General features: G+C 47.9%; 25 protein-coding genes. 2 read left to right on the top strand and 23 right to left on the bottom strand.

The window, feature by feature from the left end; translation table 11 throughout:
• Nucleotides 1-100 precede the first annotated feature (100 nt).
• Nucleotides 101-1225, top strand: a complete 1125-nt coding sequence (locus AC07KQ_RS05960) for an ArgE/DapE family deacylase (RefSeq protein WP_003564992.1) — start codon at nt 101-103, stop codon at nt 1223-1225.
• A 74-nt stretch (nt 1226-1299) separates the two neighbouring features.
• On the opposite strand, the gene AC07KQ_RS05955 is transcribed toward AC07KQ_RS05960, so the two are convergent.
• The 21 genes from AC07KQ_RS05955 to AC07KQ_RS05855 form a co-directional block, all read right to left on the bottom strand.
• Nucleotides 1300-1599, bottom strand: a complete 300-nt coding sequence (locus AC07KQ_RS05955; RefSeq protein WP_003564990.1) for a glycine cleavage system H family protein — start codon at nt 1597-1599, stop codon at nt 1300-1302.
• Nucleotides 1600-1610: 11 nt separating this feature from the next.
• Nucleotides 1611-2816 carry an FtsW/RodA/SpoVE family cell cycle protein gene (locus AC07KQ_RS05950; RefSeq protein ID WP_003564988.1) on the bottom strand — a complete coding sequence of 402 codons (1206 nt, stop codon included), beginning with the start codon at nt 2814-2816 and terminating at the stop codon, nt 1611-1613.
• A gap of 297 nt (nt 2817-3113) precedes the next feature.
• Complete coding sequence (locus AC07KQ_RS05945; RefSeq protein WP_003564985.1) at nt 3114-3335, bottom strand: DUF2969 domain-containing protein; 222 nt, start codon at nt 3333-3335, stop codon at nt 3114-3116.
• On the bottom strand, nt 3328-3633 hold the full coding sequence (yidD, locus tag AC07KQ_RS05940) for a membrane protein insertion efficiency factor YidD (RefSeq protein ID WP_003564982.1): 306 nt from the start codon (nt 3631-3633) through the stop codon (nt 3328-3330). The genes AC07KQ_RS05945 and yidD overlap by 8 nt, the downstream gene beginning before the upstream one ends.
• 9 nt (nt 3634-3642) lie before the next feature.
• A complete protein-coding gene (locus AC07KQ_RS05935) occupies nt 3643-3813 on the bottom strand; it encodes a DNA-directed RNA polymerase subunit beta (protein ID WP_003564979.1) in 171 nt (56 codons plus the stop codon).
• Nucleotides 3814-3822: 9 nt separating this feature from the next.
• A complete protein-coding gene (mreB, locus tag AC07KQ_RS05930; protein ID WP_003564976.1) occupies nt 3823-4812 on the bottom strand; it encodes a rod shape-determining protein in 990 nt (329 codons plus the stop codon).
• Nucleotides 4813-4876: 64 nt separating this feature from the next.
• Nucleotides 4877-5113, bottom strand: a complete 237-nt coding sequence (locus AC07KQ_RS05925; protein ID WP_003564975.1) for a DUF1146 family protein — start codon at nt 5111-5113, stop codon at nt 4877-4879.
• 175 nt (nt 5114-5288) lie between these two features.
• Entirely contained in the window at nt 5289-5720 is a 432-nt protein-coding gene (locus AC07KQ_RS05920; RefSeq protein WP_003564973.1) for a F0F1 ATP synthase subunit epsilon, read from the bottom strand.
• Nucleotides 5721-5734: 14 nt separating this feature from the next.
• Nucleotides 5735-7201 (bottom strand): F0F1 ATP synthase subunit beta, encoded by a 1467-nt coding sequence (gene atpD, locus AC07KQ_RS05915; RefSeq protein ID WP_003564972.1) that lies wholly within the window; start codon nt 7199-7201, stop codon nt 5735-5737.
• 191 nt (nt 7202-7392) lie between these two features.
• A complete protein-coding gene (locus AC07KQ_RS05910; RefSeq protein WP_003564963.1) occupies nt 7393-8319 on the bottom strand; it encodes a F0F1 ATP synthase subunit gamma in 927 nt (308 codons plus the stop codon).
• 11 nt (nt 8320-8330) lie between these two features.
• Nucleotides 8331-9860 (bottom strand): F0F1 ATP synthase subunit alpha, encoded by a 1530-nt coding sequence (atpA, locus tag AC07KQ_RS05905; protein WP_003564962.1) that lies wholly within the window; start codon nt 9858-9860, stop codon nt 8331-8333.
• Nucleotides 9861-9885: 25 nt separating this feature from the next.
• Nucleotides 9886-10431, bottom strand: coding sequence for an ATP synthase F1 subunit delta (gene atpH, locus AC07KQ_RS05900; RefSeq protein ID WP_003574676.1), 546 nt, complete (start codon nt 10429-10431; stop codon nt 9886-9888).
• Nucleotides 10418-10906, bottom strand: a complete 489-nt coding sequence (gene atpF / locus AC07KQ_RS05895; protein ID WP_003564960.1) for a F0F1 ATP synthase subunit B — start codon at nt 10904-10906, stop codon at nt 10418-10420. Before atpF ends, atpH begins: the two co-directional genes overlap by 14 nt.
• A 34-nt stretch (nt 10907-10940) precedes the next feature.
• The gene (gene atpE, locus AC07KQ_RS05890; protein WP_003564959.1) at nt 10941-11153 is read right to left on the bottom strand and encodes a F0F1 ATP synthase subunit C; all 213 of its coding nucleotides are present in this window, start codon (nt 11151-11153) and stop codon (nt 10941-10943) included.
• A 22-nt stretch (nt 11154-11175) separates the two neighbouring features.
• The gene (gene atpB, locus AC07KQ_RS05885; protein WP_003564958.1) at nt 11176-11886 is read right to left on the bottom strand and encodes a F0F1 ATP synthase subunit A; all 711 of its coding nucleotides are present in this window, start codon (nt 11884-11886) and stop codon (nt 11176-11178) included.
• A 302-nt stretch (nt 11887-12188) separates the two neighbouring features.
• Complete coding sequence (upp, locus tag AC07KQ_RS05880) at nt 12189-12818, bottom strand: uracil phosphoribosyltransferase (RefSeq protein WP_003564957.1); 630 nt, start codon at nt 12816-12818, stop codon at nt 12189-12191.
• A gap of 160 nt (nt 12819-12978) precedes the next feature.
• A complete protein-coding gene (glyA, locus tag AC07KQ_RS05875; protein WP_003564955.1) occupies nt 12979-14211 on the bottom strand; it encodes a serine hydroxymethyltransferase in 1233 nt (410 codons plus the stop codon).
• 269 nt (nt 14212-14480) lie between these two features.
• Nucleotides 14481-15482, bottom strand: a complete 1002-nt coding sequence (locus AC07KQ_RS05870; protein ID WP_003564954.1) for an L-threonylcarbamoyladenylate synthase — start codon at nt 15480-15482, stop codon at nt 14481-14483.
• 97 nt (nt 15483-15579) lie between these two features.
• Complete coding sequence (gene prmC, locus AC07KQ_RS05865) at nt 15580-16410, bottom strand: peptide chain release factor N(5)-glutamine methyltransferase (protein ID WP_274990948.1); 831 nt, start codon at nt 16408-16410, stop codon at nt 15580-15582.
• Nucleotides 16403-17482: a peptide chain release factor 1 gene (gene prfA, locus AC07KQ_RS05860; RefSeq protein ID WP_003564946.1), complete on the bottom strand. Its 1080-nt coding sequence runs from the start codon at nt 17480-17482 to the stop codon at nt 16403-16405. The genes prmC and prfA overlap by 8 nt, the downstream gene beginning before the upstream one ends.
• A 97-nt stretch (nt 17483-17579) precedes the next feature.
• Nucleotides 17580-18170, bottom strand: coding sequence for a thymidine kinase (locus AC07KQ_RS05855; RefSeq protein WP_003569954.1), 591 nt, complete (start codon nt 18168-18170; stop codon nt 17580-17582).
• Nucleotides 18171-18297: 127 nt separating this feature from the next.
• Here AC07KQ_RS05855 and AC07KQ_RS05850 point away from each other — a divergent pair, with 127 nt between their 5' ends.
• Nucleotides 18298-19650 (top strand): Mur ligase family protein, encoded by a 1353-nt coding sequence (locus AC07KQ_RS05850; RefSeq protein WP_013245667.1) that lies wholly within the window; start codon nt 18298-18300, stop codon nt 19648-19650.
• 367 nt (nt 19651-20017) lie between these two features.
• On the opposite strand, the gene AC07KQ_RS05845 is transcribed toward AC07KQ_RS05850, so the two are convergent.
• Together AC07KQ_RS05845 and AC07KQ_RS05840 are read right to left on the bottom strand one after the other, a co-directional pair.
• Nucleotides 20018-21025 carry a serine hydrolase domain-containing protein gene (locus AC07KQ_RS05845; RefSeq protein WP_003564938.1) on the bottom strand — a complete coding sequence of 336 codons (1008 nt, stop codon included), beginning with the start codon at nt 21023-21025 and terminating at the stop codon, nt 20018-20020.
• Nucleotides 21026-21063: 38 nt separating this feature from the next.
• Nucleotides 21064-21930, bottom strand: a complete 867-nt coding sequence (locus tag AC07KQ_RS05840) for a VOC family protein (protein ID WP_003564936.1) — start codon at nt 21928-21930, stop codon at nt 21064-21066.
• Between the last annotated feature and the right edge of the window lie 12 nt (nt 21931-21942).

The raw sequence follows: 21942 nt of genomic DNA, 5'->3' as shown, positions 1-21942 counted from the left end.
ATCATTGAATTTTAAATCAAAAAGAGTGTAAGCTGTGCTCAACAAAACTCGCGCACAAAGTCTGCAATAGCTGACTGTCGCGACAAAGGATGGTGCAATCATGACAGAACCAATTGCCCTGCTCCAAAAGCTGATTCAAATCAATTCTGTAAATGGCAACGAGCTCGCCGTCGCCAAACTGCTGCAAGCCGAACTTGAGGCTGCCGATATTCCTACCAAGCTGATCCCCTACACAGAAGACCGCGTGAATTTAATTGCCGAATTAAACCATGGTGATCGCGTTCTCGGTTTCACTGGCCACGAAGACGTTGTGAGTCCTGGAGACGAGTCAGCCTGGACGTACCCACCTTTTTCCGGCAAAGTCGTCGACAATGTGATGTATGGTCGTGGCACCGATGATATGAAAAGCGGTTTAGCCGCCATGGTGCTGGCCCTGATCGCCCTCAAACAATCCGGATTCACTCATCCGATTCGCTTGATTGCAACGGTAGGCGAAGAATACGGTGCGATGGGCGCTCGTTTGCTGACAGAGCAAGGCTATGCCGATGATCTCGCTGGCTTAGTTGTTGGTGAACCCACCACTAAAATCTTAAAATATGCACATGCTGGTACCGTGAATTACGAGATTGACAGTGAAGGCGTCTCTGTCCATAGTTCTAGGCCTGAAAAAGGCGTCAATGCCATCGATGGTCTAACGACTTTTGCCGCACTGGAACATCACGCCTTTGACAAGGCGCCTGCTGACCCGGATCTCGGCCCATTTCGACATTCAATCACGGTCATCAATGGCGGCGACCAAGTCAACACCATTCCAGCCCACGCTTTCCTTCGTGGCAATCTTCGCCCGACCCCATCGGCCAATATTGAGCTGGTTGTGAAAATGCTTGAAGACTTAGTGGCACATGTCAACGCCACGACCAATGCGAAACTCACGTTGAAAGTATTGCACCGTTTTCTGCCGGTTCACTCCGATAAAACAGGCCACTTGGTAACTTCGGCAAATGCTGCCATCGCGGCGGTAACTGGTAAACCAGCTGAATTAGCCGTTGCGTTTGGAGGAACCGATGCTTCCGAGTTCATCAAATCATCTAACCATTTTGATGTGATTGTCTATGGCCCCGGTGATAACCACTTCAGTCATCAAGTGAATGAACACATCGACCTGAACAGTTACACAACGGCGATCAAAATTTATCAAGAAATTGCCAAGCGCTTCTTCGAATAAGCCGCGCTAAATCACAATGTGCCATGCAAAAAGCCGACCGTCATTTTAAAAATGCGGGTCGGCTTTTTGATTAGCTATTTGGTTGAAACTGTCACAACCCAGTTTTTGTTATGATCGGTTTCGTCTAACAAAGCTGGTTTATCACTCAATTCCTGATGCACGTCCACAATTGTTCCTGCTAACGGTGCCTCAAGATCTAACACGGCTTTTTCGGCTTCAACACTTAAAAAAGGTTTGCCGGTGGTAAGGCTCGCGCCAATTGTTGGCAAATCAACATACTTGATTTTGCCTAACGTTTCTTGAGCCTCTTGGGTCAAGCCGAGACGAATTTGCCCGGCAGCCAGTTCATCTTGCCAAAAATAAGTTGTTGCCATTTTGCTCTCCCCTATTCAAAATCTTCTGTGTCGCGACTAAACATGTAGCTCGTATGATGGTAGCGCATCGACAAGACCATCCCGACTGATAACATATTAGCCAACAAGAATGAACCACCTTGTGAAATAAATGGTAGCGGAATCCCCGTCAATGGTAGTAACCCGATGTTCATGCCGATGTTTTCAAATACATGGAATAGGATCATCATGATGACACCAGTCGAGATGTAAGCATAAAACTCATTTTTTGTGTCAAACGTGACCCTAATCATTTGGTAGATCAACATAAAGTATAACAGAATCAAAACCGCAGCACCTACAAAACCGAAAGCCTCGCCAATCACGGAAAAGATCATATCCGATTCTCGGACTGGGACAGGCACTGCAATGTGCATTGGCCCTTTCCCAGTCAATTGACCAGAACCGATAGCCTTCATCGATTGCCACAGCTGGTAACTGTCGCCAGTTGTACTACCAGAAGGGTTTAACCACGAATCAATTCGGGCAAATTGATATGTTTTAAAGCCGATACTACCAAGAATAGATCGACCCCATGTCTGCGTCACTAACAGAATGCCAACTGTCCCGATAATGCCAGCCACAAGTGCAATCGGCACGAGAATGCGCCAATTAATCCCGGCAACCAAGGTAACACCAGCGAAAATCGCCAGAAAAACAAGTGTCGTCCCAAAGTCATTTTGAAATTTCATGAGGACTGCTATCGGTAATGTCCACAAAACCATCCGGCCAATTAACTGCCAATCGTGTTGAATGGTATGTGAAAAAGCAGCATTGTGTTGGGTCACAACGCGACTCAACATCAAAATATAGGCAGGTTTCATCACTTCTGACGGCTGAAAACTGATCGGGCCAAGGGCAAACCAGCTTTTCGCACCTGTACTGGCTTCTGTGTTGCGGTCATAAAAAATCAATACCGCAATCATCAGAAAAATGCCAATCCCGTATAAATAAGGGGCAATGCGCCAAAGCTGCTCCGCATCAAATCGCATAACGAAGAAAATGCCGATACCGCCAATCACATACCACGCCGCCTGCATAACCGTGGCACGAACAGGATTCTGTAGCGTAGAAGTATCATGAGCGGTGGCCAGATAGATGGACACAAGCCCGATCAAAGCCAGTAACATGACTGACAGGATGATGCCATAATCAATCCGATCACCCTCTGAGTTTGATTTGATTTCGTGTGACTCCACGGGCTGCCCTCCTTTAAACACGTTCACTGACGCAGAAACGTGCACATAACAGCCTTGAAACTAAAGGGTCAAAACCCAACAGGTCGTCTCAAGGTCGCCTATGTCCCGGTTTCTGAACGTGCCAGTTCACGCTCTTGCCTAAACGCGTTGGTTCACGTTTCGTTCTTAAAATGCCTTCGATTTTCGCAAAAGCATATTCTTTACTAGCTGAATGTTGATGATAAAACCGTTCAAATACCGATTTACCTCTAAAATCACGGAGCACTGGATGTTGCGATGCGCGCTGCCAGAGTTGTTTCAGCCTTGATGTAAATGGTATTCGGCAATCAACGCATTAACTGCGGCATCCAGTGTTTTGAACCGGTTAGGCTTAGTCGAGCCAGCTACAAATGCTGAAAATCGCGTGCCGTCCGGTTCAATAAAGCCAATCTCCCGGTCACCGATTTTTAAAACCGAAACTGTATGACCATTTCGAGTTTCATCTGCCTGTGTGACCTTGATATTTCTTTCCTTAGCCATGACGGCCTCCTAGCTTATGATTGAGATTTTGAATGTCACTAAGATCCAAGTCATTTTCGGGATGCGGATTACGCCGCAAAGTGAAAAAAGCTGGCACTGGATCAAGCCCGCCTTTAACAAAGGGGTTGCACCGTAAAATCCGGGCAATCCCCATTAAGGAACCTTTGATGGCGCCATGTTTCTGCAACGCCTGAATCATGTAGGTTGAACATGTCGGATAATATCGGCAGCTCGGCGGCAGCAACGGGGAAATGAAGCGCTGGTAGCCCCGCACTAACCATGTCAGAACCTGTTTCATGAAACACTCCTAACGCAGAAACTTAAAGAAGTGCACCCATGTTGATGGTAGGAACAACTTAAGCGGATTACCTTCCCCAAGAGCAAAGCCAATCAATAAGCCCAATATCAGTGCGATTAAGGCTATCATCAGCCAAATTTTAATGATGTGGAAGATGCGTTTAGGATATTGTGAGTCCATAGCTCGCTCCTAGTACTGGCGATGGTGTTCAATATTATCGAGTAAAACACCGGTCCCAAGTGCAACTGCATCTAAAGGATCGTCCGCCAACAACACTGGCACTTTCAACTCTGCAGCAAAAAGTTGTGAAATACCTTTAAGCAAGGCGCCGCCGCCTGTCAGCATAATCCCACGATCAATGATATCCGCAGACAATTCCGGTGGCGTCTTTTCAAGCACACCTTTTGCGCCTTCAATGATCGCCATCATCGTCTCATGTAAAGCTTCAGCAACTTCAACAGATGTCACCGAAACTTCGCGTGGCAAACCAGTCGCAATATCACGGCCACGGACTTCAATCGTTTCTTTCTCATCGGCTTCGTAAACGGCACCAATCTTGATTTTGATCTGTTCCGCGGTATGCTCACCAATAATTAACTTATGCTTGTTCTTCACGTAGGCAGCAATGGAGGCATCCATTTTGTCACCTGCCAAGCGCAGTGAACGACTCGTGACGATTTCGCCTAAGGATAAGACAGCAATATCACTCGTCCCACCGCCAATATCAATAACCATATTGCCTTGTGGTTGGAAAATATCCAATCCCGCTCCAACAGCCGCTACTTTTGGCTCGAACTCCAAGTAAACATGGCGGCCGCCAGACTTTTCAGCTGCCTGAATAATCGCTTTCTGTTCAATATCCGTAATATTGGTTGGTGCACAAATCAGAATATTAGGCTTTGAAAAAACACCTTTTACATTTAGTTTATTGATAAAATATTCAAGCATTGCTTCGGTAATGTCAAAGTCAGCGATGACGCCATCCTTTAACGGCCGGATCGACCGAATATTACCCGGTGTCCGTCCAACCATTTTATAGGCTTCTGTCCCCACCGCCAGCACTTTGCCGGTATGGGTATCAATGGCGACAACGGAGGGCTCATTTAAGACGATGCCTTTGCCTTTTACATTGATCAGCACATTGGCCGTCCCTAAGTCGATCCCAATATCTTTTGCCATGGGTATATATCTCTCCTCGTAAATTGACTAACTATCGCATTATACCATAGTTAAGACGAGGTTTTTACAGGAAAAGTTTAGGTAAGTTTAAAGCTGCTTGTAAGAGTGATAGAAAGAACGAACTGACTAAGAATCCTAGCGCAACCGCAATGAAGAGTAACAAGACCTGTGCCTCACGAACATGGTTGGCTTTGATGAACTGTTCAAAGCGCAAGGCATTGAGTGCACGGAACGCGAGCATGATGAAAACAAAATGCGACACGATTGTAATCGCGCCGTTTAAACCGATTGTCTGAAACATATGATCACCTCATGAGGTATCTTCCCGCAGAACGCGATAAGACGCAAGCAGAGCGTGAACAGGCGCGGTTAGAAACCGGAGCATAAGTGGCCTTGATTGCAGGTTTTGCTAACTTTCATCAAGCAGCAAGCAAAAAGCAGTCCTCTCCAAGTTGGGAGAGAACTGCTTTTCATGTTTAATGACTGGTCTTGACGTTAATTCGGTTGATGGCCCGTCGCAGTGCGACTTGTGCCCGCCGAAGATCGTCTTGATTATGATCATTCTTTGCTTGAGCAATGCGCTTTTGAGCACGATCGCGCGCAGCTTGCGCACGACTGAGATCAATATCACGCTCACGCTCGGCAGAATCGGCGACGATGGAAGCAACATTTTCTGATACTTCCATAAAACCGCCGTTAACCGCAATTGAATCGTTGTGATCACTGGCGTCAACACGTTGCACGTCAACCTCACCGATCTCAAGTGGTGTCACGATTGGTTCGTGATTAGCCATAATACCCAATTCGCCTGCGACAGAATGAACAACTAGCATCCTGGCGTGATGATCGTATACTAACCCATCAGGCGTCACGATGTTGACCCGAAGAACGTTGCTCGTTTCAGCCAAAACGCGTCGCCTCCTTAGTTAGCTGCAGCTTGTGCAGCCGGCTTTTCGTCAGCATCCGTATTCTGATCGTCAGGAGCAAAGCCCATCTTCTTAGCCTTTTCGACAACTTCTTCGATGCGACCAACCGAACGGAAGGCATCTTCAGGGTAATCGTCGTATTTGCCATCCAAGATAGCTTTAAAGCCTTTAACCGTTTCTTCAACCGGCACATATGAACCTGGCTGGCCAGTGAACCGTTCCGCAACGTTAAAGTTTTGTGACAAGAAGAACTGAATCCGGCGAGCACGGGCCACAACGACCTTTTCTTCGTCAGACAATTCATCCATCCCCAAAATAGAGATGATATCTTGTAACTCACGATACCGCTGCAAAACTTGTTGCACTTCGGTAGCGACTTTATAATGTTCATCACCGACAATTTCCGGCGTCAATGCACTAGAAGATGATTCCAGCGGATCAACGGCGGGATAAATCCCTTGCTCAGTCAGACGCCGTTCCAAGTTGGTCGTTGCATCCAAATGCGCAAAAGTCGTTGCCGGCGCAGGGTCAGTATAGTCATCAGCAGGCACATAAATTGCCTGAATCGATGTAACTGAACCTTTTTTAGTCGATGTAATCCGTTCCTGCAACTGACCCATTTCTGTTGCCAGCGTTGGCTGATAACCAACAGCTGATGGAATCCGGCCAAGTAAAGCAGAAACTTCGGAACCGGCCTGAGTGAACCGGAAAATGTTGTCGATAAACAGCAGGACATCCTGACCTTCAACATCACGGAAGTATTCCGCGATCGTCAATCCGGTCAAGGCAACCCGCATCCGGGCACCAGGCGGCTCGTTCATCTGACCAAAGACCATGGCTGTATTCTCCAGAACGCCACTTTCCTTCATTTCGAAGTAAAGGTCGTTCCCTTCACGGGTTCGTTCGCCGACCCCAGTGAAAACGGAGATGCCGCCGTGTTCCTCGGCAATATTATGAATCAGTTCCTGAATCAAAACGGTTTTGCCGACACCAGCACCGCCGAAGAGTCCGACCTTCCCACCACGCAGGTAAGGTTCGAGCAAATCGATGACTTTGATGCCAGTTTCCAAGATTTCTGAACTGGTATTCAAATCTTCGAATTTTGGCGCATCACGATGGATGCTGTCGCGCCGATGATCCGGTCCAAAGGCTTCACCGCCATCGATGGGGTCGCCCAACACATTGAACACCCGACCCAGTGTGTCTTTTCCGACAGGGACTGAGATCGGACCGCCAGTATCTTGAACCGCCATGTTGCGTTGCAGACCATCGGTGGAATCCATCGCAATAGTCCGCATCACGCCATCACCAAGTTCCAAGGCAACTTCCAGCACAAGCTGGGAGCCATCCTTCTTGGCAACGGTCAAGGCGTTATTGATTTCTGGCAGATCGCCATTGATTGGGAAGGCTACGTCGACAACAGGACCGATCACTTGCGCGATTTTACCAGTTGAATTTGGCATTTTCGTCCTCCTGTTGTAAATTGAGCGCGAGCTGACGCGTTTAGGAATCGGAGTGTAAGCGGCCTTGGCTGGGATGACCGCACTTTGGTCATTGCGGCCAAGGTCCTTACACGCTGGTTCCTGCGTCAGCGAGCGCGTTATGATGAGCACCGAGCTGGTGTGTTTAAGAACCAGCACCAGCTAGCGCGTGATTATTCTAGTGCTGCCGCACCACCGACGATCTCAGTGATCTCTGTGGTGATCGCAGCTTGTCGGGCCCGGTTATATTGGGTCGACAGATGTGAGATCAGGTCATTGGCATTATCAGTTGCGCTACGCATAGCAGTGGTCGAAGCGGCATGTTCAGCCGTTTTGGCATCCATAATCGCGCCGAAAATCAGACTTTCCGCATATTGCGGCAAAACTGATTCCAAAACCGAGTCAAGATCTGGTTCAATCAGATACTCAACATTGGTATCGGCCACTTCACTGACATCCAAATCACTGATCGGCAACATTTTCTCTGCACGGAAAGCAGAGGTCAAAGTGTTGACGTGATGGTTGTAACAAACGTAAAGTTCATCAAACACACCATTGTCAAACATCGTCACAGCTGTTTTTACGATTTCCCGAACTTCATTAAAAGTCGGAATGTCAGAAACACCGCGATATTCATAAGCCAGATTCAGGCCGCGTGCTTTGAAGAAATCAGCACCGACACCACCGATGGCCATCATGACGTAATCGTCAGGACTTTCATGGTCATCTTTGATCATCTGCATCATGGCTTTTAAAACCGTGCTGTTGTAACTGCCAACCAGCCCGCGATCACTTGTGATCACGAGATAGCCGGTTTTCTTCACCGGCCGCTTCTGAAGCAGGCTAGCAACGGAGATGACCTGACTCTTGTCGCCCGAATCGGTATCACTTTCTGCAGCGTTGGCTAACTCAAGAAGCTGCCCAGCAGCCAAATGGGTCACAATCTGGCGAACCTTATCAGAATAAATCTGATACTTTTTAGCCCGCTTTTCGATCTGACTTAACTTGGCCCCAGAAACCATCTGCATGGCTTGCGTGATCTGACCGGTTTTCTTGGTCGATGCGATCTTGCGCTTAATGTCCATTAATGATTCAGCCATGCGGCACCTCCTTAGTCTTTCGCTGCAGCAAGTTGTTTACTCGTTTGGAATCCGCCGGCAAAAGCCTTGATTTGTGCATCAAGTTTATCGGTATCCGGTAAATTACCGGTGTCACGAATCTGCTTGAGCAAATCAGCTGCATTGCTATCGAAGAAATCAAACAGTTCATCTTGGAAGCGAGTAATGTCTTCAATCGGAATTGGATCAAGGAAGCCATGGGTTAATGCGTAAAGAATGATAACCTGCTTTTCAACCGGTAACGGTTTGTGAACAGGCTGCTTCAGCACTTCAACCGTTCGGCGACCACGATTCAACTTAGCTTGCGTTGCTGCATCCAAATCAGAACCAAATTGCGTGAAGGCTTCCAGTTCACGGAAGGATGCCAGATCCAACCGCAATGTCCCGGCAACTTTCTTCATCGCCTTGACCTGCGCATCACCACCAACACGGGAAACAGAAGCACCGGCATCAATGGCTGGACGTGTACCCGCATAGAACAGATCGCTTTGTAAGAAGATCTGACCATCCGTGATAGAAATAACGTTAGTCGGGATGTACGCGGAAATATCGCCTGCCTGAGTTTCAATAACCGGCAACGCCGTCATAGAACCGCCGCCGAGTTTATCACTCAATTTAGCAGCGCGTTCCAACAAGCGACTGTGGGTATAGAAAATATCCCCAGGATAGGCTTCACGACCAGGCGGACGACGGAGCAGCAAGGACAGCTCACGATATGAGGTTGCCTGTTTGCTCAAATCATCATACACGATCAAGACGTGCTTGCCGTTATACATGAACTCTTCACCCATCGCTGCACCGGCATAAGGCGCGATATACAGCATTGGTGCAGGTTCAGATGGGCCAGCAGTCAGCACGATGGTATAATCCATCGCACCATATTTTTTCAACGTTTCAACTTGAGCTCGAACCGTACTGTCCTTTTGCCCAATCGCAACGTACACACAGATCATGTTTTGATCTTTTTGGTTCAAAATGGTATCAATCGCAATTGATGTTTTCCCGGTTTTCCGGTCACCAATGATCAACTCACGCTGACCACGGCCAATCGGTACCAGCGCATCAATCGCTTTCAAACCGGTTTGTAACGGTTCTGATACGGATTTGCGTTGCATAACACCTGGCGCCTTAAACTCGATCGGACGGGTTTTATCCGTCTTAATCGCGCCTAAACCGTCGACCGGCTGACCCAAAGAATTGACAACTCGCCCGATCATGGCATCCCCGACAGGAACTTCCATGATTCGGCCAGTGCGTTTCACTTGGTCGCCTTCGCGAATCTCATCGAAGTCACCTAAGATAATGATCCCGACATCGTTCGTTTCAAGGTTTAACGCCATCCCGTATGAGCCGTTGCTAAATTGGAGCAATTCGTTGGCCATGGCATTTTCCAGCCCAGTCGCACGTGCGATCCCATCACCGATGTAAGTCACAGTGCCGACTTCTTCAGCCGCCAAATCGTCCTGATATCCTTCAAGTTGTTTTTTGATCAGAGAACTGATTTCCTCAGTCTTGATGCTCATCCGGTTCACCTCTTTTACTTACTCATTAGTCTGCCAGCAGTGCAGCTTTCATCTTATCGAAACGGTGCTTGACCGTACCATCGATAACCGAACCGCGTGCTTGAATTCGCACACCGCCGATGACGCTTGGATCAACGACTTGATCCAGTTGGGTCGATTTCATGCCAAAACGCGCAGCAATGGTACTGCGCAAAGCATCAGCTTGATCTGCTGACAAAGCAACTGCAGTCGTCACAGTCGCCGCAATAATCCCGGCCTCCTCATCGTACGCTTGGTTAAACGCGCTGATGATGGCTGGTAATGCTCCGAATCGCCCATATTGCTGGGTTAACTTCAACAAGTTAGCGACCAGCGGGCTAGCATCCTTGGTTAAGGTTGTCATCAAGGCATCTTTATCAGCTGCCGTGATTCGAGCGTTATCAAAAATAGTCAAGATCGTTGGGTTGTCGTTAAAGACAGACTGTAGCGCTTGTAACTCTTCATGGACCGTCTCCACCTGATTTTGATCTTGTGCCGCTTCCAATAAAGCTTTGGCATAGCGGGGTGCGACCATCTGATTAGTGACTGCCATTTGCATCACCTAACCGTTTAATATAGTCATCGATCAAACCTTTTTGATCGTCTGCATTGAGTTCCTTACCGATCAGTTTTTGCGCGATGGTCAAACTTAGGTCTGCCACATCATTTTTGGCACTGGCCAAGGCATCTTTACGTGCTTGATCAATGTCGGTTTGCGCATTCTTCTTCATCGTGGTGACTTCTGCGTTGGCAGCGTCGACCAATGATTGCCGCTGTTTCTCGCCATTTTCCTTGGCTTGATTCACGATCTTAACGGCATCGGCTTGGGAGTGTTGCAGTTCTTCTTGACGTTTAGCTGCTAAAGCATCTGCGTCTTTGCGTGACTTTTCAGCATAATCCAGATCTCCGGAAATTTTCTGCTGACGATCCGCCATCATTTTCGAAACTGGCTTCCAGGCCACTTTCCCGACGGCTAGCATCAGAACCAGAAATGTGACTAGTGTGAAGAGTGTGTCACCTAAAGTCATTTTTTGCCACTCCCTTCTTTATTGATGAACCAGATTAACGACTCATCAACATGAAGGCAACAACGACAGACAAGATCGGAACGGCTTCAATCAAGCCAACACCGATGAACATAGTCCCACGAAGTGTCCCAGCCATTTCCGGCTGACGAGCCATACCTTCGAGGGTTTTGCTGATAACCATCCCGTTACCGATTGAAGCACCGAAGGCAGCGATGCCGGCGGCGATTGATGCAGCGATGAATTGCATAAGAAATTTCCTCCTAATTTAGTTACTCGGACACAATTTTGTGTGATGTGTAAACCATCCCAAGCGTGACAAAAACGTACGCTTGAATACTACCAATGAAGACTGAGAACCCTTGCCACAGAACCTCAAGCAAGAATCCGGAGACGAAGCTGACGGCCCCGCCTGAGAAAGCAAATTGCCTGATGAGCAGGACTAAGACTTCGCCGGCGAAAATATTCCCATACAGCCGCATGGAGAGTGTAATGAAATTTGTAAACTCTTCAAGCAGGTTGATCGGAAGCAGGATTGCGACCGGTGACGCATACCCCTTGAGATATCCTTTGAAACCCTTGAAGACAACCCCGAAGTAATGCGAGAGGACCAGTACCATCATGGCCAACGTCATCGTGATGACAGGCGACGCGGTCGCAGAACGGAACCAAGTGTCTTTGCCGATATCGACTTCAATGAATAACCCAATTTGGTTACTAATGAAAATAAATAAGAAGAGCGTAAACGCAAATAAATTAAAAGTATAACGCTCCGAACCAGGCATGGTACCTTTGACGATACCGTTCGTAAAGTCCATGATCCATTCCAGCACATTCTGCTTGCCGCCTGGCCGCATCTTAAGGTTGCGAGACAGCCAGAATACCAGTAAGAATACCAGAACTGCCGAAACCAAAACGCCGATGTCATTCGTCAGGTTAAAGCTTAAGCCAAAAAGCTTGATCGAGGGATATTGTTCGTTCACAGAATTCACCTCCTTACTGAAGTGACGTCATATCATTTGTATCATCAAAATGATGATGCACGATTGCGGAGACTTCGATAATCGTTGTTTACTAGGGCAGACCCCTGAAACACAATCATTACTCTAACACCATTTCACCTAAAAGACAAAGCACTGAAAGCAGAAACTTTTGCCGCCATAGCGGCTTTTTCATCAGTGTTTTCATGGCTTTGGGCGGCTTTTGACCACCTATTTTTGCGGCTATGAAAATTCTTTTGAAGAAATATGAAAAAGGCACGTGCTTTTACACATGCCAAAGAATGTCATTTTGTCCCAAAAAGTCTGTCGCCTGCATCTCCAAGACCCGGCACAATATAGCCATTTTCGTTCAAATGATCATCTAACGCTGCCGCATAGATATCGACATCTGGATTGGCCGCCTGGACGGCTTTAACACCCTCCGGCGCTGCCACCAAGACAACTAGCCGCATTGATGTGGCACCGCGCTTCTTGAGTGCCTCAATGGCCATGTTAGCTGATCCGCCAGTTGCCAGCATTGGATCAACAATGATCAAATCCCGTTGTTCAATATCCGGCGGCATTTTAACAAAGTATTCATGCGGTTTAAGGGTCTTCTCATCGCGATACATGCCAATGTGACCGACTTTTGCGGCTGGAATCAGGCGCAAAACACCATCAACCATCCCTAAACCTGCGCGCAAAATTGGGACAACCGCAAGCTTCTTGCCAGCAAGCTGTTTTTGGATAGTTTTACCCATCGGTGTCTCAATTTCGATACTTTCAAGCGGCAGATCCCGTGTGATTTCATACACCATTAATTCCGCGATTTCATTGGCGATTTCGCGGAACTCCTTGGTTCCAGCATGCTTGTCCCGAATCAGGGTCAGCTTATGCTGAATCAACGGGTGATTCAAAACTGTAAATTTGCCCATTTGGCGCCTCCTAAACGCATTCTTCATCCTAGAAACCGCTACATAAAGGTCTTAGTCGTCATGTGCTACCGTGAACATCACGTCCTAAACCCTCTGATAGACCGGTTTCAAAAGAAGTCAATCACGTTTTCTTTGATAATCATTTGTTTGCAAACCCTAACTATGATAAAGGATGACGGGCTGTCAGTGCAAGCACTTCTTGATGAATCTGGTCCAAAGCTGGCTGATCATCACGCTGGGCAATCGCGGCACTGATCAATTCGCCAACTCGTTTGCTCTCATCTGCTGTAAAGCCGCGAGTGGTAATGGCAGCCGTACCTACTCGGATACCGCTGGTTTTAAACGGGCCATTCTGCTCTCCTGGAATTTGATTTTTGTTAGTCGTGATACCAACTTCATCCAGTAAATCTTGAACTTGGCGACCATTTACGCCATAACCCGTTACATCAATCAAGACCATGTGGTTATCAGAACCACCAGAAATCAACCGCAAATGCGGATCTTCTTCAAAACCACTCACCATCGCCTGCATGTTATCCAGAATATGCTGAGCATATGTTTTAAAAGATGGCTGCAACGCTTCGCCTAATGCAACGGCTTTTGCTGCAACCACGTGATCAAGCGGCCCGCCTTGAATACCGGGGAAAAGTGCTGAATTAATGGCCTTGCCGTATTGCGCCTTAGCAAGGATCAAGCCGCCACGGGGGCCGCGCAGCGTTTTATGCGTCGTTGTTGTGACCACATCGGCGTAAGGTACCGGATTCATATGCAAACCTGCGGCAACCAACCCGGCAATATGCGCCATGTCGACCATCAAAAAGGCCCCAACATGATCGGCAATTTCGCGGAATTTTTTGAAATCAATCTCGCGGCTATAAGCCGAAGCCCCCGCAACAATCATTCGCGGTTGCACCTGTTCAACCTGCTCACGAATCTTGGCGTAATTTAGCCGTTCTGTCTTCGGATCCAAACCATAATGGTAGAAATGATATTCCTGACCACTAAAACTAACTGGGCTGCCGTGAGTCAGATGGCCGCCATCGGTTAGATCCATTGCCAGCACTTTATCGCCATCTTCTAAAAAGGCGCGATACGTGGCCATATTTGCCTGTGAACCGGAATGCGGCTGTACATTTGCAAATTCGGCCCCAAACAATTTCTTAGCGCGATCAATGGCGAGATTCTCAACCACATCAATGTATTGATTACCACCATAATAACGATGGCCAGGATAACCTTCAGAATACTTATTCGTCAGCACTGACCCTTGTGCCGCCCGAACCGCTGGGGAAACAATGTTTTCTGAAGCGATAAGTTCAATATTATGTTCTTGTCGTTCCTCTTCGTTATGAATTGCACCGAAAACTTCTGGATCTTGTGCCATGAAATCCATGCAAGTTCCTCCTTTAAAATGCGCCACCAAAACACCCGTTGCATTTGCTTTTATTAAAAAAACCAACTCACAAAGGCTCTGTCAGTTGGTCTCATTATAGCAAATCATCGTGGGTCTGCTAGAAAATCTACTTATTTGTAGCTGAATGTTGGCGTTCTGTTTCGTTTAAACAGCTGCCATCATCCAAGATAACGATTCAGCACGACGGCTAAACTTGAGTCCTCGATAGTCCAGCACTCATAAACGGTTAGCGCTATGATCCGCCGCGACTATCCTTGAAAATGCATATCGCCAGCCGATTTCAACAGCCGATTCATGTAAGCAGCACTTAATTCAGTTTTTGAAAAGGCTTGTGCTAAGACCAGCGTGACATCGGGATGTAAATCAAACCACCGTAACCCGGCAAATAAAGCGTGGGCAGCGCTTTGAACATCCTTCCCAAGTGAATAGCTTGGTATCGTCGGATACTGAGCCAAAATTGCATCAGTTGCCAACAGGCCAAACACTTGACCAGTTTGTTTAGCCCAAGCGACCGCTGCCGAAAATTGCGCTGGATCATCGACAACAACTACCTGCGCAGCTGGTGCATAATGCTTGTATTTCATTCCTGGAGCCTTAGGTGCTTCGTTTTGGCCAACATGATGTGCTGCCGTATCAACGTGTCCGATTAACGGTTCAAGTTCATCGGGTCCAATGGCTCCCGGCCGCAAAATAGCTGGTGGCGTGACCGTGAGATCAATGATTGCTGATTCAACACCGACTTGAGTTGGCCCGTCATCGAGTACACCGGCAATTTTGCCGTCAAGATCATGCAACACATGGTCAGCGGTTGTTGGACTCGGCTTGCCCGAAGTATTGGCTGATGGACCGACAATGGGTACGCCGGCTGTCGCAATCAATTTGCGCGTTAACGCGTTATCGGGGTTTCGGAAGGCAGCTGTCTGCAAGCCACCAGTCACCTTCATGGACAGCCGACCTGGCAAAATATTCAGAATAATTGTCAGTGGCCCCGGCCAAAAAGCCTCCATTAGCTTTGCTGCAAGCGGGGTAATCGTGGCATATTGTCCGACCATTTCGGCGTCGGCAACCGTTACGATTAAGGGATTATCAGACGGTCGCCCTTTAGCAGCATAAACTTTTCCAACGGCCGTCACATTGGTCGCATCCGCCCCGAGACCATAAACAGTCTCGGTGGGAAAGGCCACCAACTCACCACGCTTCAGCGCAGCCGCAGCTTCCGGAATATCAGATTCGTGATAACGTTTTGACAAGATGTTGCCTCCAAATCATGTTCTTTTTAAAATAGCTCAAACTTAGTAGAAAAATTGTAGCAGATCGGTTCAAGGGTCACACCATGCGTTTTAACCTTCAGAATTGCAGCTTGGCCATACGAGGATGATCTGCCATATCGCGTCGAAAAGTCACCTGCGCCTGTGGCAGTTGCTTAGCAAAAAGTTCGCGCAATGCCGGCTCTTGGCGATAACCGAATTCTAAGTATGCCGCCCCGCCAACTGTTAAGTGCTGAGGCAACGCTGCAACAAACTGCTCAAAAACGGCGAGGCCATGATGCCCTGCAAATAATGCTAACTTAGGTTCATAACGCAGCGTGCTTTGATCCATCACAGGCGTCTCTTCTGGGGCGATATAAGGCAAATTTGTCACAACAAAGTCATACCGTGCTGGTAGGGCTGCAAACAAGTCACTCACCGTAAACTGAACTGCCACCTGCTGTTCCTTAGCATTTTGCTTAGCGACCGCAAGTGCTTCTGGTGAAACATCGCTCAATGTCATCGTTGTTTGCGGCAACTTGCGGGCTAAGGTTAAGCCAATCGCCCCGCTGCCAGTACCAAGATCCAAGCCAGTTTGTGCTGTCCGTTGCTCTTCAGCGACCCAAGCCACAAGCTCCTCAGTTTCAAATCGCGGAATTAAAACTGCTGGTGTGACCTTAAACAACTCACCAAAAAAAGGGGCTACCCCGACAATGTATTGGGCCGGCTCAAACTGACGCAAGCGTTCGACATCCTGTTGAAATTGCTGCCAACGTGTTTCAGGCATCAGATCTTGACGATGCAAAATCAATTGACTTGGGGTGAAGTCCGCACGTGTCATCAAGACATACCGCGCACCGTCAGGATCAATCCCGTCCTTGGTCAACAACAAAGACGCCCACTTGAGCGCCTCGGCATACGTTTTAGACATTGAGCGATTCCATCTTTTGTGCCTGATCGTGAACGATCAACGCATCGATAATTTCGTCCAGTTCGCCATTCATGATACGATCCAGCTTGTTGAGTGTTAACCCAATTCGATGATCAGTAACCCGGTTTTGCGGGTAATTGTAAGTTCTGATTCGTTCCGACCGATCACCAGTCCCAATCGCATTCTTCCGATTCTGATCATATTTTTCCTGATTCTGGGTTTCATAATAATCGTAAACACGCGAACGCAGAATCTGCATTGCGCGGGCCCGGTTTTCCTGCTGACTACGTTCATCTTGCATTGAGACCACAATGCCACTCGGAATATGGGTCATCCGCACGGCCGAACTGGTTTTGTTGACGTGCTGACCACCGGCGCCTGATGACCGATAGACATCTGTCCGAATATCTTTTGGATCAATTTTTAGATCAACTTCATCGTACTCTGGCATCACACCAACCGTTGCAGTGCTGGTATGCACGCGGCCAGCACTTTCAGTCACTGGAACGCGCTGCACACGATGCGCCCCATTTTCATACTTAAGCTTGGAGTAGACGTTGTCCCCAGTAATCATGACCACAACCTCTTTGTACCCGCCGACTTCAGTAGGAGTTGCGTCAATGATCTCGGTCTTCCAGCCTTGGCGCTCAGCGTAATGCATATACATATTCAACAAATCGCCAGCAAAAAGACTGGCTTCGTCGCCACCTGCTGCACCACGAATTTCCATAATGATATTTTTATCGTCGTTAGGATCCTTGGGCAGCATCAGTACCTTGATTTGATCTTCAAGGTCAGCCTTTTGCTTCTGCAAGTCTTCGAGGTCTTCTTTGGCCAAAGCTTCCATGTCGTCGTCTTTGCTTTCCCGCAGAACTTCTTCACTTTCTTTAATATCTGAAAGCACTTGCTTATATTTCTTGTAAGCGGCGACAACATCCCGCATGCCGCCTTCTTCTTTGGACAAGGCAAGATAACGCTTTGTATCGCTAATCACTTCAGGGTCTGACATCAGCTCCTGAAGTTCTTCATAACGGTCCAGCAGACCATCCAACTGTTCAAAAATCTTATCCATGTTTCCTCCTAAAAATGCATTTACCGGCGTCACAATCGACACGCCTAGTCGCTAAACGCGCCAGTGCGGGCACTTATCGTCAAGCGCCATTTAAAATTTAATCGGCAGGGTCAATCTGCTTCAATGGCGGATGAAAATAATGATGTCGGCAAACTGGATAATACGACTCATTCCCACCAATCAGTACTTGTTTGCCTTCGTAGACTGGCTGGCCATCATGAATTCGTAAATTCATGATCGCTTTTTTGGCACAAAACCAGCAGATCGTTTTCATTTCTTCAATTTTGTCCGCATAGAGTAATAAATATTTTGAACCTTCAAACAGCTCATTGCGGAAATCATTTTTCAAACCGAACGCCATGACTGGAATATGTAATTCATCAACCACACGTGCTGCTTCAAAAATGTGATGTTTCTGCAGGAACTGCGCCTCATCGATCAACACACAGGCAGCCTTAGGATCAGTTGCCTTGATGATGTCGTAAAGGTTGGTTTCGTGTGTAATCGGAATTGCCGTGCGTTCTAAGCCGATTCGACTGGCAATCATACCGACGCCGGCACGATCATCCACGGCACTTGTCATCAAAATTACGCGCTTATTTTGTTCTTCATAGTTATGCGCAACCTTCAGGATTTCAATACTTTTCCCGGAGTTCATCGCACCGTAACGAAAGAAAAGCTGGGCCATATGCCGCCTCCATCTCAAATATCACAGCTCACAGTATAACGGATTTTTTGTGCAAAGAACACCACGCCCGCCGGTTTGCTTGCAACTTATGCTAAAATAGTCCCATTAAGTTGAGAGGAAGAACGCCGTGGCATTTTCTGCAAAAGCTAGCCTGGCAACTGCCATTGGTCGCAGCAGTTACTGGTTCTTACACACATTTCTAAAAGGCGGGTCGAGCCTACCAGGCCAGCTCGCCAACCGAATTGATCCCCAAGTCTTGCGGACGCTCGGTCAAAACTACGATGTTATTGTGGTGACTGGAACAAATGGCAAGACGTTGACCACCAGCCTGATTGTTAAGGTGCTTAAAAAGAAATATAAAGAAGTTTTAACGAACCCCACTGGCTCCAACATGTTGCAAGGTATCACAACGGCTTTTTTGGCCCAGCCGAAGCGCGGTCATGGCCGCGGTATCGCTGTGCTCGAAGTTGATGAGGCCAATGTCGCACCAGTTGCCGCTCAGTTAAAACCCAAGGCCTTTGTTCTCACCAATATTTTCCGCGACCAGATGGACCGTTATGGGGAATTTTATACCACCTATCAGAAAATTTTAGACGGTGTGACACGCGATCCTGAAGCGATGGTCATTGCTAATGGCGACGCTCCGATTTTCAGCTCCCGAAAGCTGCCTAATCCAGTCACCTACTATGGCTTTGAACTCACGGCAAATGGCGATCATAAAGCCCCGCCGAATACGGACGGTGTCTTATGTCCGGTATGTCAGCACATTCTGCACTACCATGCACAAACTTACGCCAATTTGGGCAATTATTTTTGTCCGCATTGCGGCTTCAAACGCCCCGCTTTAACCCATCAAATCACCGAGGTCACCCAAATGACCCCACAAAGCAGCGACTTCATGATTGATGATCAACCATGCCACATCGACATCGGTGGCATGTATAACATCTACAACGCGCTCGCCGCCTTTGCTGTTGGCCGGGCGTTCGGTGTTACCCCGACTGAAATCAGCCAAGCTTTTGCTTATGACGAGAAGGTCTTCGGTCGTCAAGAAGTCATTCAACTTGGCAAGAAAAAATTAACCTTGATTTTGGTTAAAAACCCAGTCGGCCTCAACCAGGTCCTCAGCATGATCGAAACCGCCAAGCAGCCGTTTGGTTTTGCAATGCTGCTTAATGCCAATTATGCAGATGGCATTGATACTAGTTGGATTTGGGACGGCAATTTTGAAGAACTCGTTGCCAGTCAAAAGGCCGCCAGCTATTTGGTCGGCGGCGAACGCTACAAGGACATCGGTTTACGCCTTACAGTCGCAGGTGTGCCCGAAAAAGCGCTTGTCAGCAAGCCAGCTCTTGATGATGTCATCAGCACCTTAAAACGCTCCCCGCAAGATCAACTTTACGTTCTGGCCACCTATACAGCAATGTTGCAACTACGCAAGAAATTAAGCGATGGCGGGTACATCAAAGCAGGCTTTTAGGCCGCGTATGCTTTGTACGACAGTGTGGGAAGGAATGCTAGGCAAAGAATCCTTTGCCGTGTTAAACGCCGCAATCTCCGGCCAGATGGGGTGGCGACGCGTAGCTAGAGCAGTGACGGCGCTTCGAGCCCAAAAACCGGTCTCGAAGTCGCCTAACTACATCAGCGACAAGATCAGTCGCTGTGTTGTTTGCACAGCTGGGCCCCATCTGGCCTACGATTGCTCCGCCTTAGCACTGGGATCTTTAAATTCAACAGCAGATTGTCTATAACAAAATGAAAGACGAACGGTTTTCCGTACTCCAAATACTACGGACAATCGCTCGTCTTTTTTTGCAACTATAAATCATGTCCCAAAACTTTATCAGTTATACAGCAGGCATTGTTTTGAAATCACTTAAAAATCGGGCTATCAAAGCATCCCGCTTTGCCAAAAAAGCCGGATTTGGTTGGGGGTGAACCCGATTGGTCAAGACAACCAATGCCAATTGATCATCAGGTTGAATCAGCCAAAAAGTGCCCGTAAAGCCAGTATGATAAAGCCATAGTCGGTCTTGACCATCGCGCCGCAAGTCCCATCCGAGACTTCGGCCTAAGTGATGCTTTGTCCAATCCTGTGTGAGATCAGCCGCATGCGCGGGCCAGCTTGCTGATTGGCGGTTGCCAAAAAAGTATTCGGTGAAAGTTACTAGGTCGGCCAACGAAGCAAATAAGCCAGCTGCACCGCTATGCTTACCAAGAATAGCGCTCTTGGGATCATGGACAACGCCTTGCCGCAACCCGACTGCCGGACTATACGTTGTTGGAACGCATTGTTGTGAATCAGGTTGAAAAGTAGCTTGCGGTAAGGCTAGCGGCTGTATCACTTGCCGCGTGATGAGTGTTTGAATTGGCTGATGATATACCTGTTCCAAAGCCCAGCCAACCAGCAACAAATTCACGTCGCGATAAACCACTTGACGATCCACTTCTTCGGTAACAGTCAGTTGCGTCATCAACGCCTGTTTCAGCGCCGGGGCTGGCAAGGCATTACGGTGCGGAATATAGCCTTCCAGTCCTGAAGTATGCGTGAGTGCCTGTCGAAAAGTGGTTGTGTGTGGGAAATCTGGCAAGAATCGATGTAGCGGCATATCCGGCGAAACCAAGCCTTGGTCCCATGCTTGCAAGAACACCGTGGTAGTTCCTATCACCTTCGTCAAAGATGCCACGTCGTACAGCATATGCGGCTGCAAAGGCGCAGGTTGCGGGAACCACTGTGCCTCGCCACTGACCGCCGTCTGCACCGTTTTACCCGCCAATAATGCCACACTAAAACCCGGCATTACCCGGGCTTTTGTCCATGTCTTCAGTTCATCCGTCACTGCTTGAAAATCCATGCTGGCCTTCTCTCTGATGTACTGACCATTATCACGAATCACGCCACCCGAAACCACAGCGTTAGGCGATTAGGACCAGCAATCATCAAAAATTGATTGTCTTTATTATAATCGTAATCCGTTAAACCTGCCGCAGCAAGGTTCATCAAAATGTTTTCCATAGCGTGCTGATCTGGCAAGATAAAACTCACATAATCCAAACCATACATATCCGGCGTCGGCAACGCCAACTTAGCATCCAGTCTTAAGTTAATGCCAATGTGGTGCCGATAATCCCCTGCCGCTAAAAAAACCTCATTTGGATCATGGCTAGTCTTTTCGCGAAAACCCAATCCCTGTTCAAGATAATGACTTGTCGCTGGTAAATCGGACACCCGAAATTGGACATAACCAATCGTCGTACCAGATGGCAATCGATCATATTCCCGAGCGGCATGTTCGCCAATGGTTGCCGGGTCAATCGACTGAAGCGTTTCGTCTTCCCAGTTATATTGTCGTTCTTCTTGATACTGTTCAATCGCGCGATCAATGGTGAAAGCAACCCCGTTGCCTTCAGGATCATGGGCAATGTAGCCTTCCCGATAACCTGTCTGAAAGGCGGTCGTTACAGTTTGATTCTTAGCCACAATGCGATAAGCCGCACCTAAGGCACCTGGATTCGGTAACAAAATGGCAAAATGATCCAAGCCAGTCACCGGTTGTTGTGCCTGCAGCCCTGTAATTTGATGCAACACCACTAAAACCTGTTGATTAAGCCGGGTGCCTAAATAAATCGTTGACCCATTTTGCCGTAGCAGATCTAACCGCGCAACCTGCTGATACCATTGACTCACCAACGTCAAATTCGCCACTTTAAGCGCGACAAAATCCACTCGCGTCTCTTCTGGCAATATGATTCCTGTCATTTTAATCTGCTC

Source organism: Lacticaseibacillus sp. YLM2-1 (assembly GCF_056583465.1).
The sequence above is the reverse complement of the archived record's forward strand: the minus strand, read 5'-3'. Positions and strand labels throughout refer to the sequence as shown.

Excerpts from the sequence above, each read along its gene's own strand:
- AC07KQ_RS05960 (WP_003564992.1), top strand. The coding sequence starts at position 101 with ATGACAGAACCAATTGCCCTGCTCCAAAAGCTGATTCAAATCAATTCT.
- AC07KQ_RS05955 (WP_003564990.1), bottom strand. The coding sequence starts at position 1,599 with ATGGCAACAACTTATTTTTGGCAAGATGAACTGGCTGCCGGGCAAATT.
- AC07KQ_RS05945 (WP_003564985.1), bottom strand. The coding sequence starts at position 3,335 with ATGGCTAAGGAAAGAAATATCAAGGTCACACAGGCAGATGAAACTCGA.
- yidD (WP_003564982.1), bottom strand. The coding sequence starts at position 3,633 with ATGAAACAGGTTCTGACATGGTTAGTGCGGGGCTACCAGCGCTTCATT.
- AC07KQ_RS05935 (WP_003564979.1), bottom strand. The coding sequence starts at position 3,813 with ATGGACTCACAATATCCTAAACGCATCTTCCACATCATTAAAATTTGG.
- mreB (WP_003564976.1), bottom strand. The coding sequence starts at position 4,812 with ATGGCAAAAGATATTGGGATCGACTTAGGGACGGCCAATGTGCTGATC.
- AC07KQ_RS05925 (WP_003564975.1), bottom strand. The coding sequence starts at position 5,113 with ATGTTTCAGACAATCGGTTTAAACGGCGCGATTACAATCGTGTCGCAT.
- atpD (WP_003564972.1), bottom strand. The coding sequence starts at position 7,201 with ATGCCAAATTCAACTGGTAAAATCGCGCAAGTGATCGGTCCTGTTGTC.
- AC07KQ_RS05910 (WP_003564963.1), bottom strand. The coding sequence starts at position 8,319 with ATGGCTGAATCATTAATGGACATTAAGCGCAAGATCGCATCGACCAAG.
- atpA (WP_003564962.1), bottom strand. The coding sequence starts at position 9,860 with ATGAGCATCAAGACTGAGGAAATCAGTTCTCTGATCAAAAAACAACTT.
- atpH (WP_003574676.1), bottom strand. The coding sequence starts at position 10,431 with ATGGCAGTCACTAATCAGATGGTCGCACCCCGCTATGCCAAAGCTTTA.
- atpF (WP_003564960.1), bottom strand. The coding sequence starts at position 10,906 with ATGACTTTAGGTGACACACTCTTCACACTAGTCACATTTCTGGTTCTG.
- atpE (WP_003564959.1), bottom strand. The coding sequence starts at position 11,153 with ATGCAATTCATCGCTGCATCAATCGCCGCCGGCATCGCTGCCTTCGGT.
- upp (WP_003564957.1), bottom strand. The coding sequence starts at position 12,818 with ATGGGCAAATTTACAGTTTTGAATCACCCGTTGATTCAGCATAAGCTG.
- glyA (WP_003564955.1), bottom strand. The coding sequence starts at position 14,211 with ATGGATTTCATGGCACAAGATCCAGAAGTTTTCGGTGCAATTCATAAC.
- prmC (WP_274990948.1), bottom strand. The coding sequence starts at position 16,410 with ATGTCTAAAACGTATGCCGAGGCGCTCAAGTGGGCGTCTTTGTTGTTG.
- prfA (WP_003564946.1), bottom strand. The coding sequence starts at position 17,482 with ATGGATAAGATTTTTGAACAGTTGGATGGTCTGCTGGACCGTTATGAA.
- AC07KQ_RS05855 (WP_003569954.1), bottom strand. The coding sequence starts at position 18,170 with ATGGCCCAGCTTTTCTTTCGTTACGGTGCGATGAACTCCGGGAAAAGT.
- AC07KQ_RS05845 (WP_003564938.1), bottom strand. The coding sequence starts at position 21,025 with ATGGATTTTCAAGCAGTGACGGATGAACTGAAGACATGGACAAAAGCC.
- AC07KQ_RS05840 (WP_003564936.1), bottom strand. The coding sequence starts at position 21,930 with ATGACAGGAATCATATTGCCAGAAGAGACGCGAGTGGATTTTGTCGCG.